The organism is Pseudomonas fluorescens (genome assembly GCF_902497995.1).
GTDB lineage: Bacteria > Pseudomonadota > Gammaproteobacteria > Pseudomonadales > Pseudomonadaceae > Aquipseudomonas > Aquipseudomonas fluorescens_BK.
This window is the reverse complement of the sequence record NZ_CABVII010000008.1, coordinates 195,018-210,765: the sequence shown is the minus strand read 5'-3', so window position 1 is coordinate 210,765 and position 15,748 is coordinate 195,018. Positions and strand designations below refer to the sequence as shown.

The 15,748-nt window shown below is 60.0% G+C and carries 16 protein-coding genes and 2 pseudogenes; 7 read left to right on the top strand and 11 right to left on the bottom strand.

Annotation, left to right across the window (positions count from 1 at the left end; genetic code table 11):
- Positions 1-188 (top strand): annotated as a pseudogene (locus F8N80_RS31530) (hypothetical protein); the annotation flags it as partial.
- Positions 189-239: 51 nt separating this feature from the next.
- On the opposite strand, the gene F8N80_RS12190 reads toward F8N80_RS31530, so the two are convergent.
- A complete protein-coding gene (locus F8N80_RS12190; protein WP_150783948.1) occupies positions 240-1,571 on the bottom strand; it encodes an aminotransferase-like domain-containing protein in 1,332 nt (443 codons plus the stop codon).
- An 86-nt stretch (positions 1,572-1,657) separates the two neighbouring features.
- Between F8N80_RS12190 and F8N80_RS12185 the strand changes: the two genes are divergently transcribed.
- A complete protein-coding gene (locus F8N80_RS12185; protein ID WP_150783947.1) occupies positions 1,658-2,554 on the top strand; it encodes a DMT family transporter in 897 nt (298 codons plus the stop codon).
- A 329-nt stretch (positions 2,555-2,883) separates the two neighbouring features.
- Here the strand turns inward: F8N80_RS12185 and F8N80_RS12180 are convergent, their stop codons facing one another.
- A complete protein-coding gene (locus F8N80_RS12180; RefSeq protein ID WP_150783946.1) occupies positions 2,884-3,216 on the bottom strand; it encodes a DUF6124 family protein in 333 nt (110 codons plus the stop codon).
- A 456-nt stretch (positions 3,217-3,672) separates the two neighbouring features.
- On the opposite strand from F8N80_RS12180, the gene F8N80_RS12175 reads away from it, so the two are divergent.
- On the top strand, positions 3,673-3,915 hold the full coding sequence (locus F8N80_RS12175; protein WP_150783945.1) for a CopG family ribbon-helix-helix protein: 243 nt from the start codon (positions 3,673-3,675) through the stop codon (positions 3,913-3,915).
- On the top strand, positions 3,905-4,186 hold the full coding sequence (locus tag F8N80_RS12170; RefSeq protein WP_150783944.1) for a type II toxin-antitoxin system RelE/ParE family toxin: 282 nt from the start codon (positions 3,905-3,907) through the stop codon (positions 4,184-4,186). Before F8N80_RS12175 ends, F8N80_RS12170 begins: the two co-directional genes overlap by 11 nt.
- Positions 4,187-4,420: 234 nt before the next feature.
- Here the strand turns inward: F8N80_RS12170 and F8N80_RS12165 are convergent, their stop codons facing one another.
- Positions 4,421-4,627, bottom strand: a complete 207-nt coding sequence (locus F8N80_RS12165; protein WP_150783943.1) for a DUF6124 family protein — start codon at positions 4,625-4,627, stop codon at positions 4,421-4,423.
- A 612-nt stretch (positions 4,628-5,239) separates the two neighbouring features.
- Here F8N80_RS12165 and F8N80_RS12160 point away from each other — a divergent pair.
- Entirely contained in the window at positions 5,240-5,722 is a 483-nt protein-coding gene (locus tag F8N80_RS12160; RefSeq protein WP_150748167.1) for an HIT family protein, read from the top strand.
- A 60-nt stretch (positions 5,723-5,782) separates the two neighbouring features.
- Complete coding sequence (locus F8N80_RS12155; RefSeq protein ID WP_150748168.1) at positions 5,783-6,097, top strand: NIPSNAP family protein; 315 nt, start codon at positions 5,783-5,785, stop codon at positions 6,095-6,097.
- A gap of 47 nt (positions 6,098-6,144) precedes the next feature.
- Here F8N80_RS12155 and F8N80_RS12150 read toward each other — a convergent pair whose 3' ends face one another.
- Genes F8N80_RS12150 through F8N80_RS12140 form a run of 3 tightly spaced genes read right to left on the bottom strand, consistent with a single transcriptional unit; the run spans position 6,145 to position 9,698 of the window.
- Complete coding sequence (locus F8N80_RS12150; protein ID WP_150783942.1) at positions 6,145-7,377, bottom strand: nucleoside permease; 1,233 nt, start codon at positions 7,375-7,377, stop codon at positions 6,145-6,147.
- 54 nt (positions 7,378-7,431) lie between these two features.
- Positions 7,432-8,535: a sugar phosphate isomerase/epimerase family protein gene (locus F8N80_RS12145; RefSeq protein ID WP_150783941.1), complete on the bottom strand. Its 1,104-nt coding sequence runs from the start codon at positions 8,533-8,535 to the stop codon at positions 7,432-7,434.
- Entirely contained in the window at positions 8,532-9,698 is a 1,167-nt protein-coding gene (locus F8N80_RS12140; RefSeq protein ID WP_150783940.1) for a Gfo/Idh/MocA family protein, read from the bottom strand. Before F8N80_RS12140 ends, F8N80_RS12145 begins: the two co-directional genes overlap by 4 nt.
- Positions 9,699-9,895: 197 nt before the next feature.
- On the opposite strand from F8N80_RS12140, the gene F8N80_RS12135 reads away from it, so the two are divergent.
- Complete coding sequence (locus tag F8N80_RS12135) at positions 9,896-10,903, top strand: LacI family DNA-binding transcriptional regulator (RefSeq protein WP_150748172.1); 1,008 nt, start codon at positions 9,896-9,898, stop codon at positions 10,901-10,903.
- 1 nt (position 10,904) lies between these two features.
- Here the strand turns inward: F8N80_RS12135 and F8N80_RS12130 are convergent, their stop codons facing one another.
- From F8N80_RS12130 to F8N80_RS31525, 5 genes and pseudogenes are all read right to left on the bottom strand, one after another.
- A complete protein-coding gene (locus tag F8N80_RS12130) occupies positions 10,905-11,363 on the bottom strand; it encodes a GNAT family N-acetyltransferase (RefSeq protein ID WP_150748173.1) in 459 nt (152 codons plus the stop codon).
- Positions 11,364-11,493: 130 nt separating this feature from the next.
- Entirely contained in the window at positions 11,494-12,897 is a 1,404-nt protein-coding gene (locus F8N80_RS12125; protein ID WP_150783939.1) for a purine-cytosine permease family protein, read from the bottom strand.
- 50 nt (positions 12,898-12,947) lie between these two features.
- Positions 12,948-13,688 carry a TorF family putative porin gene (locus F8N80_RS12120; protein WP_150783938.1) on the bottom strand — a complete coding sequence of 247 codons (741 nt, stop codon included), beginning with the start codon at positions 13,686-13,688 and terminating at the stop codon, positions 12,948-12,950.
- A gap of 112 nt (positions 13,689-13,800) precedes the next feature.
- Entirely contained in the window at positions 13,801-15,543 is a 1,743-nt protein-coding gene (locus F8N80_RS12115) for an amidohydrolase (RefSeq protein ID WP_150783937.1), read from the bottom strand.
- Positions 15,470-15,742, bottom strand: a pseudogene (locus F8N80_RS31525) (hypothetical protein); the annotation flags it as partial. The gene F8N80_RS12115 and the pseudogene F8N80_RS31525, both read right to left, overlap by 74 nt.
- Between the last annotated feature and the right edge of the window lie 6 nt (positions 15,743-15,748).

Here is a 15,748-nt window from a genome sequence, read left to right as displayed (position 1 = left end):
GCCGGCACAAACGCCGCAAATCTTCAGACAAAAATAAACCGGCCCATGCGCCCAATGCCAGTCAGTTAAGCACAATTCATGTGGGAGCGGGCTTGCTCGCGAAGACGGCGGCCCAGTCAATATTGATGTCGCCTGATACACCGCTTTCGCGAGCAAGCCCGCTCCCACAGGTTCCGCGTATTAACTGACTGGCATTAGGGCAAGCCCCTCGCCACAGGAGTGCTCATCTGGCTTTCCTGCTACGTATAAGCCCCCACCACCCTCTTCACTTTCACCAGCGCCTGGCGCAACGTGTCCAGATCCACCGACCCCAACGCCAAACGGATCGCATGGGGTACATGCACAGAGACCGCAAAAGGCTCGGCGATCGAGACCGCCACCTGTTCGTGCATCAGCTCCATGGCGATCTGGTCGGCCCGTGCGTCCTCCGGCAAGGGCAGCCAAAGAAAATAGGACGATGGATGGCTGATGTAGCGCAGGCCCGCCAGCACCTGCGCGGCGATGGCTTGCCTGGCCTGCGCGTCCGTGCGCTTTTCCTCTTCCAGCTGCATGACGGTGCCATCGTCGAGCCAGGTGCTCGCAATCGCTGTCAGCACGCCCGGGGTGTTCCAGGTGGTGGCCCTGATCGTTCGCTCCAGGGCGGGTACCTTTTCCAGGGGCGCGGCGATGAAACCTACGCGCAATCCGGTGGCGACACTCTTGGATAACCCGGACACGTAAACCGTACACTCGGGAGCGAGTTCCGCTATCGGTGGCGGCGGGTTTTGCGCCAGGAAGGCGTACGCGGCGTCTTCGATGATGAGCAACTGATGGCGGCGCGCGAGGGTCACCAGCTGTGCGCGTTGCTCGGCACTCATTACCCATCCCAGTGGATTGTGCAGCGTCGGCATGCTGTACACCGCCCTTACGCGCCGGCTCCGGCAGAGCTTTTCCAGGGCCTCGAGATCCGGCCCCTGTCCGGTCACGGGAATGGGCACGATTTCGAGATGCAGGGCTTCGGCCAGCACCTTGAAGCCTGAATAGGTCAGCGCATCGGCGGCAATCACATCACCGGGCTTGAGCAGCGCCATCATCGTCACAGCCAGCCCCTGCTGGGCGCCATTGACGATCAACACTTGCCCGGCCTCCACCGTCAATCCGCGGGCGCGCAGATGACGCGCCACCGAGGCACGCTCGTGCAGTCGTCCCGCATGCGGCTGGTAGCGCAGCAGCGACTCCAGGTCACCACCCGACGCCAACTGGCGCAGCGCACTGCGCAACAGCTCTGCCTGGCCGGGCAGCGACGGATAGTTGAAGTTGAGATCGATCATGCCGACGGCCACGTCTTTCTGGTCGATGCCTGAACCCGGCGCCAACGCGGTTTCCCTGACGAAGGTACCGCGCCCGGTTTCCCCGCTGACCAGGCCCATGGCCTCGAGCTCTGCATAGACCCGGCTGGCCGTCACCAGCGCCAGGCCTTCGGTCGTCGCCAATTGGCGGTGGGTCGGCAAGCGTGTGCCCGGCAGCAGGCGCCCGGATCGGATATCCGCCGCGAAGGTATCAACCAGTGATTTGTATCGAGAGCGAGGCATGGGCCGATGTATCCATGACAATATTTTGATTGTATTGATATTCGAACATAGGATGGATCTCTGCAAACTTTTTGAGTGCAAGCGAAATGGAACGGGCATCGAAGCTGCAAAATGTGGGGATGGAAAAGACCGCGAGCGGCTGGCTCAACGGGTTCATCGGCGTCCTGATCTTCAGCGGCTCGCTGCCTGCCACACGGTTGGCCGTGCTGGAGTTCGACCCGGTATTCCTGACGGTCGCCCGCGCCACCATCGCGGGGCTCCTGGCGCTGTGCATGCTGGCGCTGTTCAAGGAAAAACGTCCGGCCCGAGCTGACCTGCTGCCCCTGGGGATCGTGGCACTCGGGGTTGTGGTGGGGTTCCCACTGCTGACGGCGCTGGCGCTGCAGTACGTGACGTCGGCGCATTCGATCGTCTTCGTTGGCCTGTTGCCGCTCGCCACCGCGGCGTTCGGCGTGTTGCGCGGTGGCGAGCGGCCACGGCCGGTGTTCTGGTTTTTCTCGGTGCTGGGCAGTGCGCTGGTGGTGGGCTTTGCATTTTCCCAAGGCCTGAGCGCGTCGCCAACGGGGGACATTCTGATGCTGCTGGCGATCCTCGCCTGCGGCCTGGGTTATGCCGAAGGTGCGAAGCTATCGAGGACCCTGGGCGGTTGGCAGGTGATCTCTTGGGCATTGCTGCTGGCGCTGCCGGTCATGATCCTGTTGACCTGGTACCTGGCCCCGCCTTCATTTTCCGGAATAACGACATCGGCGTGGGTCTGCCTGGCTTACGTCTCGGTCTTCAGCATGCTGGTCGGCTTCGTCTTCTGGTATCGCGGGCTGGCCCAGGGCGGGATTGCCGCCGTTGGGCAGTTGCAATTGCTGCAACCGTTTTTCGGACTCGCGTTGGCGGCGACGCTGCTGCATGAGCAGGTGAGCATTGGCATGCTAGGGGTGACTGTGGCGGTGATTATTTGTGTGGCGGGGGCAAGACGGTTCTCGAAATAGATGGGGCGCATGCAATCCATACTGTGGGAGCGGGCTTGCTCGCGAAGGCGGTCTGGCAGGCGACATTGATGTTGAACGTGCCGGCCTCTTCGCGAGCAAGCTCGCTCCCACATTGGATCTGTGCCGGACTCCGGATTTGGGTACACCCCCGATCAACTGTGGGAGCTTGCTCACGATGGACTCAAGAGCGACGCGTTCATTCAGACAGCACGCGCCATCGTTGTCGTCCATCGCAGGCAAGTCGGATCGCTGCACCGCCGCCTCCCACAGGAACCGCCGCCGTATTCGAGCACATAGTCCAGGCGGATTCGGATCAAAATCCGCATGGGTCAATCCTGCGGATCGATGTTATCCAATGCTCGATTCACCGCCAGTTCCGCCAGCATGACGACCTGCTGGATGCCCAGCATCGTGTTGCGCTGCGAGCCCTCCAGAAATGCCGCGAAATCACTCGCCATGACACTCGCGGAGGCCAGGGATTCGCAGGCGTGGGCCAACAGGGTTTCGGTGTCGATGTCGGGGGCGATGACGAACATCGTGCTGGGTTTGTGCGGTGGGATGGCGTTTTTGAGGGTCTGGGAATTGTGAGGATGGTCGCAAGTCTGGGACGTGGATTGCGTTGCGGTTTCTGATTCCGGAGGGCTGGGTGTCGATCTGATCATGGTGAAATTCCTAGAGTGATGGAGCCGCCACAGTCGCTGCTAAACGAATAGAGGTGGCGGCCGTACGCGGGTTAGCAGACCAGGACTCTAGAACCCGGCGCACCGAAGTGCCCCACGCAAAGCCGCCATAACAGGAACCTGCAGGTAAAAAACCTGAGCATGAAATGGACGCTGTGTGCCTAGAGTGGACCCGAGCTGCTAAACCCGATCGCTGATTTTCAGCGACCCGCAGACGATAGAAGCCAGACCCAAGGCGCACAAGCCGGCGGATTCTGTCTTAGCCGTAGGCATCGACGCAAGACGATGTAGCCTCCTGCCTACAACTCGGAAAATTCCTACATCTGGCGATCAGCCTGAAAACGAAATATGTCGTGAACTATCTAGCGACGACCTGCTAATTCACGTGAGCGCTTGACGGTGTAAGATGCCCAACAAACGTTCACCATCGAGGCAATCATGACCGGGATATCCCTGAACCTGCCGGAAGACCTTTCGAACTCTCTCGCCGATCTGGCCAAAACGAATGGCCAAAGTGTGAGTTACTTGGCGATGGACGTTCTTCGCGACTACATCGAGCACGAGAGGACGCTGACTGCACAGATCGAATTGGCGGTAGAGGAAGCTGATCAAGGTAAATTTGCCACCGACGACCAGATTGCGGCGATGCGCGCCCGCCGCTGGAGCAGGAATGCGGGTTGAGTGGCTGGAAAAAGCCCTCAAGAACCTGGAAGACGAAGCCAGCTACATTGCCCTTGAAAATCCCAAGGCAGCGGACGACTTCTCCGACGCGATCTTCGCCAGCGTAGACAAACTGGCCCAATTTCCAACCATGGGCCGTGAAGGTAGAGTCAAAAACACGCGCGAATGGGCGGTGCCCAATTGGTCCTATCTCATCCCCTATCGGGTACGCGGTGATCGCCTCCAAATCCTCGGGGTGTTTCATACACGGCAACGTCCTCGTACCAAGTGATGAATGGGCTAAAGCTCCTCTGAGCGGAATGAGTGCTTCCCCGAGGTTCACCTTTTTCGACGTGGGAGCAGATGACAATAGTGCTAGCGCTCGTCGAAAACCCTCCCCTTTGGAAGCATCTCCTGCACCTTTACGGGTAATAACACCATAGGCATAAGCCGTTGAAAGGGTCGATTCTTGAGGCCGGTACTGCATTCCCACGCGGACGGGTCGGCATGGGAATGGTCAAGTGGGTCAATCCTGCGGATCGATGTTATCTAATGCTCGATTCACCGCCAGTTCGGCCAGCATGATGACCTGCTGGATGCCCAGCATCGTGTTGCGCTGTGATCCTTCCAGGAACGCGGCAAAATCACTGGCCATGACACTCGCGGACGCCAGGGATTCACAGGCGTGGGCCAACAGGGTTTCGGTATTGATGTCGGGGGCAATGACGAACATCGTGCTGGGGTTTGTGGGATGTGATCTTGGCTTTGTGAATGCGGGACTTGTAGGAATCGCCAGAAAGGTCGGCGAATTCACTTGAGGTTTTTGACTCTGGAGGGCTGGGTGTCGATCTGATCATGATGAAACTCCTTGATCCATGGAGCCGTTATCCCATCGCTGCTAAACGAAAAAGGTGACGACTGTACGCGGGTTAGCAGACCAGGGATCAAGGAACCCGGCGCACCGAAGTGCCCCACGCACAGCCGCCATAACGCAGACCTGCCTCACAACGGAGGCGCGGACTGGCCAAGAGCGACACTGGCGTACCTTGATATTGACCGAGCTGCTAAACCCGATCGCTGATTTTCAGCGACCCGCAGACGATAGAAGCCAGCCCCAAGGCGCACAAGCCGGCGGATTCTGTCTTAGGCGTAGGCATCTACGCAAGATGATGTAGCCTCCTGCCTACAACTCGGAAAATTCCTACAGTCGCCCTCCCCCTCGCTCCGGCCTGCACCTCAAAAAATCGAAAAACATACGATCACGTGCTGCAGAAATCGGCCAGACCCGGACAGGGTTGTGATGCCTTGATATTCTGTGCAGCCGATCCACTATGGACACCTGCACATGGAAGTAGCCCCCCGGTTCATCATTCATGAAACCGCCCATTGGATTCTCAATCACCACATGTCGTCCGCGCTTCCCGGCTATCTGATGCTCAGCTCAAGGACTCACGTCAACTCGCTGGCTGAACTCCCCGACAGTGCGCTGGCGGAACTGGGTGGTCTACTCGCCAATGTTCAGAAAACCATTGAATCGAAGTTGAAGCCGAAGTGGCTGTACATCAGTCGATTCGGCCATGACCCCGGCTACCCTATCCATTTCCACTTCATACCGGTGTATCACTGGGTCGAAGATCTGTTCTGGAAGGATACGAAATACAGACAGCTGCAGACCTTCGCGACAAACGAAAACGCAACGTCGCTTACTGACGGTGCGGAACTGACGCTCTTCATCTGGCGCGAATTCGGGGAAACCCCTGAGCCACCGCCCATTCAAGGACCTTCAACCGATCAGGTCATTGATCTTTTACGCAGGTCGTTCAGATAGGACAGCAAGGCTGTTGCATCGGGCCGACGCAGCACCACCCACCCAAGAGAGAGAAAGAAAGTGGTCACTTGTTATCTGAGATATGTACTGGACCCCTACCAGATCAAAGCATTCGAACACTACGCGACGCTGTGGATTCCACTGGTTGAAAAATTCGGTGGGCAGCACCACGGCTACTTCCTGCCGTCCGAGGGAGCCAACAACATCGCCATGGCAATGTTCAGCTTTCCAAGCCTTTCGGTATACGAGCAGTATCGGCAAGACTCCATGAACGATCCGGACTGCATGGCGGCGTTCAAGTATGCGGAAGACACAAAATGCATCCTCAGCTATGAGCGGTCTTTTTTCCGACCGGTGTTTGGCAAACAGACGTAGCAGACAGCGGCATGGAAACGGGCGCCTTGCCGGCGCCCGTTCTGGCTTCAGACACTCGATTGCACGGCCTGGGTTTGCCTGCCATTGAACGCCAACGAAAAGCAGAAAAAGATCGCCAACGCAAACCCCGCCGGGAACAGCCAGATACTTTTCCACTCGTGGCTGTCCGCCGACGCATAGTGATCGGTCACCTGCCCCGCCACCCAGAAACCGATCAGCATGCCCAGGCCGTAAGTCGCCAGTGTAATCAATCCTTGGGCGGAGCTTCTGAAGCGCTCCGAGGCCTTGGCATCGGTGTAGATCTGCCCCGAGACAAAGAAGAAGTCATAACAGATGCCGTGCAAGGCGATACCGGTGAACAGCATGAAGGCCAGGTCGCCGTTGTTGCCATAGGCGAACAACAAGTAACGCAAGGCCCAGGCCAACATCCCCACCAGCAACGCAATCTTGATCCCGAAGCGCTGGATGAACAGTGGCAGGAGCAGCATGAACAGCACTTCGGACACCTGCCCGATGGCCATCTTCGCCGTGGGATTGGTGACGCCGATTTCCGCCAGGAACGGATTGGCATTCTGATAATAAAAAGCCAGGGGAATGCAGATCAGAATTGAGGCGATGAAAAACACCAGATAGCTGCGATCCTTGAGCAAGCCCAATGCGTCCAGCCCAAGCATTTGTTTGAGGCCGCCGTTGCCCGGCTCACGCGGCAGCGGTGCGGTACGGGGTAATGTGAAACTGTAGAGACCCAGCGCGAGTGACGCGATGGCGGACATCAGAAAGGTGTTGCGCAAGCCGCCGGACGAGATCGCCTGTTGCGAGTCCCAGGCAAACACAAAGCTGATCACCACACCCGCGACAATCCAGCCGAGGGTACCCCACACCCGGATTCGCGAGAACTCCAGCGCCGGATCCCGCATCTGCCGGAAGGCCACCGAATTGACCAGCGCCAGCGTCGGCATGTAGATCATCATGTAGGCCAGTACGTACGGATAAAAGGCGCTGAAGTCAGCCGCTCGATACAGCTGGAACAGCAACACGGCGCCAATCAGGTGCAACACCGCGAGGATACGCTCGGCATTGAAGTAGCGGTCGGCAATCAGCCCGATGACGAAAGGCGCGATGATCGCGCCCCAGGATTGCGTGGAGAACGCCATGCCGATCTGTCCACCGCTGGCTCCCAGATTACTGGAGAGGAAGGTGCCGAGGGTGACGAACCAGCCACCCCAGATAAAAAACTGCAGGAACATCATTGCGCTTAATCGCGCACTCATCGTGGTCATGAACAGTCACCTTGTTGTTTTTATTGTCTGGAAATAATCGGCAAAGCGGTTTTTTCAGGCCTCGGGCAAACCCAGTAGCCGTCGATTGAAATGCTCGTCGGACGCCACGCTGGCAAAGTCGTCAAAGGCCTTTCGGGTCTTGCTTATCATGTGCTGGCGGATGAACGCCGCCCCTTCTGCGGCGCCCTGCTCTGAGTCTTTCAGGCAACACTCCCACTCCAGCACCGCCCAACCGGCAAAGTCGTACTGGGTCAGTTTGCTGAAAATCGATTTGAAATCGATCTGGCCATCACCCAGGGAACGGAACCGGCCCGGGCGATCCACCCAACCCTGGTAACCGCCGTAGACGCCGGAACGGGCATCGGGGCGGAACTCGGCGTCCTTGACGTGGAACATGCGGATGCGGTCGTGATAGCGGTCGATGAACCCCAGGTAGTCCATTTGCTGCAACAGCAGATGGCTCGGGTCGTAGAGAATCGTGGCGCGTGGGTGGTGATCGACGGCCTCGAGGAAACGCTCGAACGAGGCACCGTCGTGCAGGTCTTCGCCGGGATGAATTTCATAGCAGAGGTCGACTCCGGCCGCCTCGAAGCAATCGAGAATCGGCCGCCAGCGCCTGGCCAGTTCGGCAAAACCTTGCTCGACCAGGCCGCTCGGACGCTGTGGCCATGGGTAGATATAGGGCCAGAGCAGCGCGCCGGAGAACGTCGCGTGCGCCTTAAGGCCCAGGCGCTGGCTGGCGCGGGCAGCCAGTTTCAGCTGGTCGATGGCCCATTCGGTGCGCGCCTGGGGCTGGCCACGTAAATGCGCGGGGGCGAAGTCATCGAACAAGGCATCGAACGCCGGATGCACGGCCACCAGCTGGCCTTGCAGGTGAGTCGACAACTCACTGATTTCGACACCTGCCTGAGCGCAGACGGCTTTCAATTCGTCGCAATAACTCTGACTTTCCGCGGCGCGCGCCAGGTCGATGTATTGCGTGCCCAAGGTGGGTAATTGAATGGCCTTGTAGCCCTGGGACGCCGCCCAGCGGGCAATATTGGCCAGGGTATCGAACGGCGCTTCGGCGGACATGAACTGCGCGAGGAAAATTCCCGGGCCGCGCAGGCCGGTCGGTGCTTGGGAAGTAGGGTTCACGGGTGAATTCTCCAGATTCATGGATGGCAGACCAGTGCGGTCCACTTCGCGTCGCCGCGATGGTTGGCGATCGCGGCTTCGATGAAGGCCATGCCGCGCAGCCCTACGTCGATGCCCGGCACGCCGGGGGCGTCGTGGCCTTCGACCTTGTTGCGGATCGCGCTGGCGAAATCGCCGTAGAGGTTGGCCATCGCTTCCAGATAACCTTCAGGATGCCCGGCGGGCAAACGCATGCGCTTGTTCGCGGCCTCGCACAACCAGGGTTGGCCGACACCGGAACGCAGGATGCGCATCGGTTGATCGAGTGAACGATGGATCAGGCTGGACGGCTCTTCCTGGCGCCATTCCAGCCCGCCCTTGTCGCCGTAGACGCGGATCTTCAACGGGTTCTCTTCACCGGCGCAGACCTGGCTGGCGATCAACACCCCGGTCGCGCCGGCCGCCATCTTGAACAGCATCGCCGCGTCATCGTCCAGTTGCCGCCCGGCAATGTGCACGCCCAGGGTCGCGCAGATCTGCTCGATGGGCTGATCAGCAACGAATTCGGCAAGGGAAAAGGCATGGGTGCCGATATCACCAATGCAGCCGCCCAGCCCTGACTGCTCGGGCTGATCGCGCCAACCGGCCTGCTTGTTGCCCTGCCCGGCCACATCCCGGCTCAACCAGCCCTGCGGGTATTCGACCATGACCTTGCGCACAGCGCCGATCACGCCGGTGCGCACCATCTTGCGTGCCTGCCAGACCATCGGATAACCCAGGTAGGTATGCGCCAGCCCATAGAGGCGGTCGCTGCTTTTCAGCACGGCGTTGAGCGCCAGCAGCTCGGACAGATTGAGCGCCGCGGGTTTTTCGCTGAACACATGAAAACCCGCGCTCAGCGCCTGGCTTGCGATCGGGGCGTGCAAGTGATTGGGCGTGACGATCACCAGCAGCTCCATGCGCTGGTCAGCGGGCAGCGCACGTTCGGCATCCAGCATCTGCTGCCAGTCGTTGTAGCAGCGTGACGCGGGCAATCCCAAGGCTGCACCACTGTCCTGATTGTTGCGCGCGTCTCGACTGAAGGCGCCGCACACCAGTTCAAAACCACCATCAAGCCCGGCAGCCTGGCGGTGGGCTTTGCCGATGAAGGCGCCCTCGCCGCCCCCGACAAAACCCATTCTTATTTTTGGCGTTACAACGTTCATCGCAAAATTCTCTTGTTCGGGGCAGGTTCAGACTCAGGATTGACTATGATGTAACCGGTTACATCATGCCCGAAATTTAGGCTCAGTTGCTTGAGGTGTCAAACCCGGATCAGCCATGAAGTTCATTTCAGCGCGCGGCCTTCCTGCGGTAAGCTCGCCGGCCACGCTGGCATTTGCCCTTTCGTAACGAGGTTGTCTTGTCCAATATCCGTGAAGTTGCCCGCCTGGCCGGCGTCTCGGTGGCTACCGTATCCAGAACGCTGAAATCGCCGGAACGCGTACTCCCCGAAACCCGGGACAAGGTCAACGCGGCAGTGGAACAGGCCGGCTACCGGCCGAACCTGATGGCCGTGCAATTTCGTTCGCGCAGAACCGCAAATCTGGTGATTCTGGTCCCGACCATCGCCAACACGTTTTTCGCCCGGGTGATCAGCGGTGCCCAGCAGGCTGCCCAGGCGGCCGGTTACCGCCTGCTGCTGTGCGACACCCAGGGCCGTGAGGAAGTCGAGCGGGAATTCGCCGCGCTGGTGCATGCCCATCAGGCCGACGGCGTGATCCAGCTGCGCGCCTACGACCCTTTCGAATCGCCCTCTCCCGACGGCGAGTCACCGCCTATGGTCAACGCCTGTGAGGTGATTCAGGGCGGACGTCATCCCACCATCAGCCTGGATAACCGTGCAGCCGCCAAGGCCATGACCGAGCATCTGATCGATCTGGGCCACCGCCGGATCGGGCTGGTCAAAGGTCCGAAAAGCAGCCCGCTGACCCGCGATCGGGTGGCCGGCTATCACGATGCGCTGAGCCAGGCCGGGATTGCCTGCGACCCGGCGCTGGTCTGCCACGGCGATTTCACCTTGACCGCCGGCTTTGATGGGGCGGGCGCGATGCTGGAACTGGCCGAGCGCCCCACTGCCCTGTTCTGCGAAAACGATGAAATGGCGATCGGCGCATTGAAGCGCATCAAACAACAGGGGTTGCGGGTGCCTGAGGATATTTCCCTGGTGGGGTTCGATGACATTCCCTTCGCCGCCTATTGCGACCCGCCGTTGACGACCATCGCACAACCGGCCGAAATCTTTGGCCAGAAAGCCGTCGAGATGCTGATCGCACTCATCGAGAAAAAACCCATACCGCAGCGGCATGTGGTGCTGCCATTCGAATTGACCCTGCGCGACAGCACTGCAGCGCTCAAGAGCGACGCTTGACTCAGCCCTGTTTCAAATCCAGGCAATAGGTGTAGTAACCCGTATCGCGCACATAACCCAGGGACTCATACAGGCGTTGCGCCCCGTGGTTGTCCGTGGCCGTTTCCAGTACCAGGCCTTTGGCGCCGGTCAGCAGCGCAAAGGCCCGGGCGGTGTTCATCAGCAAGGTCCCGACTCCGCGACCACGGGCTGCAGGGGTTGTGAACAGGTCGCTGAGCAACCAGGTGCGGTGCGCGTCGATCGAGGAGAACGTCGGGTACAACTGGACGAACCCCAGCGCCTCACCCGTGTCGTCCTCGACGAAGAAGATCGCCGATTCGTCCCGGGCGATGCGCTCGGCGATGAAGTCGCGGGACTGTGTCAGGTTCGGCGGCTGGCCGTAGAAGCCGCGATAGGCGTCGAAGAGGCTGGCGATTTTGTCGAGGTGGGATGGGTCGGCGCGCAGGGCCTGGAGTGCCATGTTGATCGTCTCCGAACGAATTGATTTGATGAGCGGAAAAAGGGAAATGTAGATCAAAAGATCGCAGCCTGCGGCAGCTACTGCGGGAGATTGGCTGCGATCTTTCGGGCTCACCCAAATCCCCGGGCCTTCAACTCCGCTCAGGGGCGACCGCGAGCACTGATGTCCTGGCCAGCCAGTAATAGAGAATGCCCGGCGCCACCAACCCCACGATCCAGGAAATATCGACACCGCCGAGCTGCGCCACCATTGGCCCAGAGTAGAATTTGGTGTCGACAAACGGCAGCTGGACCAGCACCCCGATCGCATACACGCTGATGCCCAACAGGTTCCAGCGCCCATAGCGACCTTGCGGATCGGACAACGCCGCAATGTCGTAGCGCTCCTTGTTGATGAAGTAGTAATCCACCAGGTTGATCGCGCTCCACGGCGTGAAGAACGTCAGCAGGAACAGGATGAAATACTTGAAGGTGTTCAGGAACGAATGCTGCCCCAGCAGCGCCAGCGTGGTGGACGCGGTGACAATCACCAGCACAAACAGCATGCGCTGCCTGGCGGTTATCTCCAGACGGCTGCGAAAGCCACTGATAATGGTCGCCACACACATGAAACTGCCGTAGGCGTTGAGGGTGGACACCGTGACCTTGCCGAACACCACGCTCAGGTACAGCAGCGAGGCCATGACGCCGGTACTGCCCAAGCCGACGATGGTCGCGACTTCATGCCCGCGAAAATTCGCGCCAGCCAGGGCCGCGCAGAACACCCCCAGCACCATTGACGCCTGGGCGCCGAGCACCGTGCCCAGGCCGACGGCGGTGAAGGTCTTCCAGGACGCGGTCTTGCTCGGCAGGTAGCGCGAGTAGTCGGCCACGTAGGGACCAAAAGCGATCTGCCAGGACGCGGACAGGGACACCGCCAGCAGGAAGGTACTCCAGCCGAAGTGGCGGTTTTCCAGCAACAGGCCGATATCATTAAGCGTCATCAGCCGGGTAAACAGATACACGAACGCGATGATGCCCAGCACGCTGGCCACTTTGCCGACCAGGTGGATGACCCGATAGCCGAACATGGTCAGAAAGGCGATGCAGGAGGCGAAAATCAGGATGCCGGCGCTGTCACTGACGTCGATCAACTGGGCAATCGCCTGCCCCGACAGTACCGCGCCGGTGGCGCTGAAACCGAGGTACATCAGGCACACCAGCACGATCGGGATCGCTGCCCCATAGACGCCGAACTGCACGCGACTGGAAATCATCTGCGGCAGCCCGAGTTTGGGCCCTTGCGCCGCGTGCAGCGAAACCACCGCGCCGCCGAGCAGCTGGCCGATCAGCAAACCGATGAGCGACCAGAACACGTCGCCGCCCAGCACCACGGCCAGGGCGCCGGTGACAATCGCCGTGATCTGCAGGTTAGCGCCGAGCCACAGGGTGAACTGGCTGTAGAGGCTGCCATGACGCTCGGCCTCGGGAATGAAATCGATCGAACGGCTCTCGATCAGGGGACTTCGCTGCTGACTATCGCTGACCTTGGTCATTGCGCTGTTTTCCTTTGCGGAGCTTGTTTTTATTGTGTGGGCTTGAAGGCTTAGAACGTCTTGCTGGCACTGGCGACCACCGTCGCCGTGCACAGATCGTCGTAGCCATACCAACCCGCGCATTCGCTGTTCGACAGGTCGGTATCGACGTAGCTCAGACCCCAGGTCACGCCCACGAAATCACGGCTCAGCTTGGCTTCCCACTCGTAATAAGCCTCGCGGCTATCGCCGTTGGTGGTCCAGTAGGCCGGGTCTTTGACATCGCCGCGCCCCACGCGCACGTTCAGGCCCAGCTCGGCCGGCAAGGCGAACTGGTAGCTGAGGTAGGTGTAAAGGGTGTCCTGGTCTTCGCCGAAGACGTTCGGCGTATCGTTCGAGTAGTTGGCGCCGAGCTTCACGCCATACACATCAAGAATGGCGTAGACCTCACTCAGGTTGAATTGGCTCTCCTTGGGATAGTCGTACTTGATGTAGCCCAGGTCGAGACTGATGGCCTCGGTCGCCTGCCAGTAGTAGCCGGCGTAGTACTCGAGTTCCTGCCGGGTCTTGAACTCGCCGCCGAAATCGACATTCGACGTCCAGGCGCCCACGTACAGGCCGCTGCTGTGCACCAGGGTGGCGCTGGCCTGTGCCGCCGGATCACCCAGGGTTTGCGAAATGCCACGGGTGCGGTAGTCGCTGTATATCCCCAGGCTCATGTCCAGGCTGAAGTCGTCATTGAGGGTCAGTGCGTGGGTGGTCAACGGGGCCAGTACCAGACTGGCCAGGGCGAAGACTGAGCGTGCGTTCATACGAATCTCTTATTGTTATGGAGGGTGCGGGGAATGTCGGGCATGGCGAGGCCGAGCCCCTCGCGGTACGAGGAGCCGGTCATGTTTTCAGGTGCTACGGCTGGGGAATGCGTCAGGACGCGGGGGCGTAGACCTCTTTGCCGGCGAAGTAGGTCTTCAGGACTTTGGTGTCGAACAGTTCGTCATCGCTGACCTTGAACACATCGCGGTCGAGAATGATCAGGTCAGCCTGCTTGCCAGGTGCCAGCGAGCCGATCTGCTGCTCCAGGCGCAGGGCTTTGGCGGCATTCAAGGTGTAGGCGTAGAACATGCTCTGGCGATCGATGCTTTCCTTGGCATTGAGCACACCCAGCGGTCCTTTGCGAGTGCTGGCCTGAGCGATGGCATTCCACGGGTTGGGGCTGGACACCGGCCAGTCACTGCCACCGGCGATGACGGCGCCGGCGTTATGCAGGGATCTGGCGGGATACTGGTAACCGTAGGCAAACGCGCTGATATAGGGTTTGACCAGTTCGACTGTGTAACTTTCGCCGGTGGCCCACAATAGCTGCATGGAGGCGATCACGCCCAGCTGCTTGAAGCGCCCGAACTCTTTGGGGTTGACCAGTTGCAGGTGGCTGATGCTATGGGCCACCGGGGTCGGGTTGAGTTTGCGTGCGTAGGCAAAACCATTGAGTGACTCACGCACCGCGCGGTCGCCGACCGCATGCATGTGCACGATCCAGTCGCGCTTCTCTGCCGCCACCACCAACTCACCGAAGTGCGCGGGGTCGATCAGCAGTTGACCGTTTTTATGGCTGTTCTTGAAGGGAACAATGACCGCTGCCGTCTGCCCTGGAAACTCGAGAACGCCGTCAGCGAATACCTTGATCCCGGGAAAGCTCAGGTTGGGTACGCCCTCGAACTTCCTCATCACCTTGGCCAGTACTTCCAGGTCGTCCGGTCGGCTTTTCGGGTTGGCCAGCAACAGCGCGGCAACATGGGCGTTGAGTTCACCCCTCTGGGCCAGCTCGCGGTACAGCGGCAGCACACCGTAGCTCTGCTCGGTGGCCTGGAAATCGAACAGCGAATCGCCGCTGCCGGCATTCGCCGCCGCGTCCATCCAGGCGGTGACGCCATATTGATTGTTGACCTTCACCGCCTCACGGGCGGCTTTCAACATGATCTCGTTGCTGGGCGCAGGGATCTGGCTGCGAACCTGATCCCAGCGGGACTCGGCAAAATAGCCATTGGGGGTGAAATCCGCGTCATGACCGACAAAGCTACGATCCTGTTCCGACAGACCTTTCACCTGTGCCGCGTCGATCTCCAGGCGCTTGAGCATCGCGTTGTTGGCCCATCCGGTATGCCCGTCAATCCCGCTGAGGACCACCGGTTGTTCCGCCCAGCGCCCTTGATTGAAGCGCTGACCGAGCTCACGGCTTTTGTCCCAATACGCCGAACTCACCCCGGCAATGCTGATCACGTCACCGGCACGGGCAATGCCCGTCTGATCCTGTTCAATGATCCACTGTTCAAGTTCCGGCAACGGCTTGACTTCATCCAGCAGGTTGGCGCCCATGCTGTTGAAGGCCGCCACCACCGGGTGACTGTGGGTATCGATCATTCCCGGCATCAGCACCTTGCCCGCCAGATCGATACGTTGCGTGCGGGCATCGGCCAGGGCGTTGATCTGGGCATTACTGCCCACTTGGAGAATCTTGCCGTCTTGCACGGCCACCGCCTGCACCAGTCCCTGACCCGGTTCGGCGGTGAATACCTTGCCGTTGAACAACACGAGGTCAGCGGCGGCCATGGCCTGCACCGAAGTCAAAGCCAGGGCTGCGGCCAACAGGTTGGGAATGAATCGTTGCATCGGAACACTCTCTTGTTTTTATTGGGCTGGGCGGGAGGCTGATGCCTGGGATGGCCCACACGACGTTGCCGCCCACGACCGTCAGAAGCACTTCAGCTAGCGACAGGGCCGGGGCGGCGTTGAGCCTTCCCGCGTACTTGGGACCATAGCTGTGCGGGTTCGACGGATCGCCTGAGCGGGTGACACCGATTTTCAGCGCCGGGCA

What these genes read in the sequence shown, in the direction of transcription:
- F8N80_RS12190 (WP_150783948.1), bottom strand. Translation starts at nt 1,571, where the DNA reads ATGCCTCGCTCTCGATACAAATCACTGGTTGATACCTTCGCGGCGGAT.
- F8N80_RS12185 (WP_150783947.1), top strand. Translation starts at nt 1,658, where the DNA reads ATGGAACGGGCATCGAAGCTGCAAAATGTGGGGATGGAAAAGACCGCG.
- F8N80_RS12180 (WP_150783946.1), bottom strand. Translation starts at nt 3,216, where the DNA reads ATGATCAGATCGACACCCAGCCCTCCGGAATCAGAAACCGCAACGCAA.
- F8N80_RS12175 (WP_150783945.1), top strand. Translation starts at nt 3,673, where the DNA reads ATGACCGGGATATCCCTGAACCTGCCGGAAGACCTTTCGAACTCTCTC.
- F8N80_RS12170 (WP_150783944.1), top strand. Translation starts at nt 3,905, where the DNA reads ATGCGGGTTGAGTGGCTGGAAAAAGCCCTCAAGAACCTGGAAGACGAA.
- F8N80_RS12165 (WP_150783943.1), bottom strand. Translation starts at nt 4,627, where the DNA reads ATGTTCGTCATTGCCCCCGACATCAATACCGAAACCCTGTTGGCCCAC.
- F8N80_RS12160 (WP_150748167.1), top strand. Translation starts at nt 5,240, where the DNA reads ATGGAAGTAGCCCCCCGGTTCATCATTCATGAAACCGCCCATTGGATT.
- F8N80_RS12150 (WP_150783942.1), bottom strand. Translation starts at nt 7,377, where the DNA reads ATGACCACGATGAGTGCGCGATTAAGCGCAATGATGTTCCTGCAGTTT.
- F8N80_RS12145 (WP_150783941.1), bottom strand. Translation starts at nt 8,535, where the DNA reads ATGAATCTGGAGAATTCACCCGTGAACCCTACTTCCCAAGCACCGACC.
- F8N80_RS12140 (WP_150783940.1), bottom strand. Translation starts at nt 9,698, where the DNA reads ATGAACGTTGTAACGCCAAAAATAAGAATGGGTTTTGTCGGGGGCGGC.
- F8N80_RS12130 (WP_150748173.1), bottom strand. Translation starts at nt 11,363, where the DNA reads ATGGCACTCCAGGCCCTGCGCGCCGACCCATCCCACCTCGACAAAATC.
- F8N80_RS12125 (WP_150783939.1), bottom strand. Translation starts at nt 12,897, where the DNA reads ATGACCAAGGTCAGCGATAGTCAGCAGCGAAGTCCCCTGATCGAGAGC.
- F8N80_RS12120 (WP_150783938.1), bottom strand. Translation starts at nt 13,688, where the DNA reads ATGAACGCACGCTCAGTCTTCGCCCTGGCCAGTCTGGTACTGGCCCCG.
- F8N80_RS12115 (WP_150783937.1), bottom strand. Translation starts at nt 15,543, where the DNA reads ATGCAACGATTCATTCCCAACCTGTTGGCCGCAGCCCTGGCTTTGACT.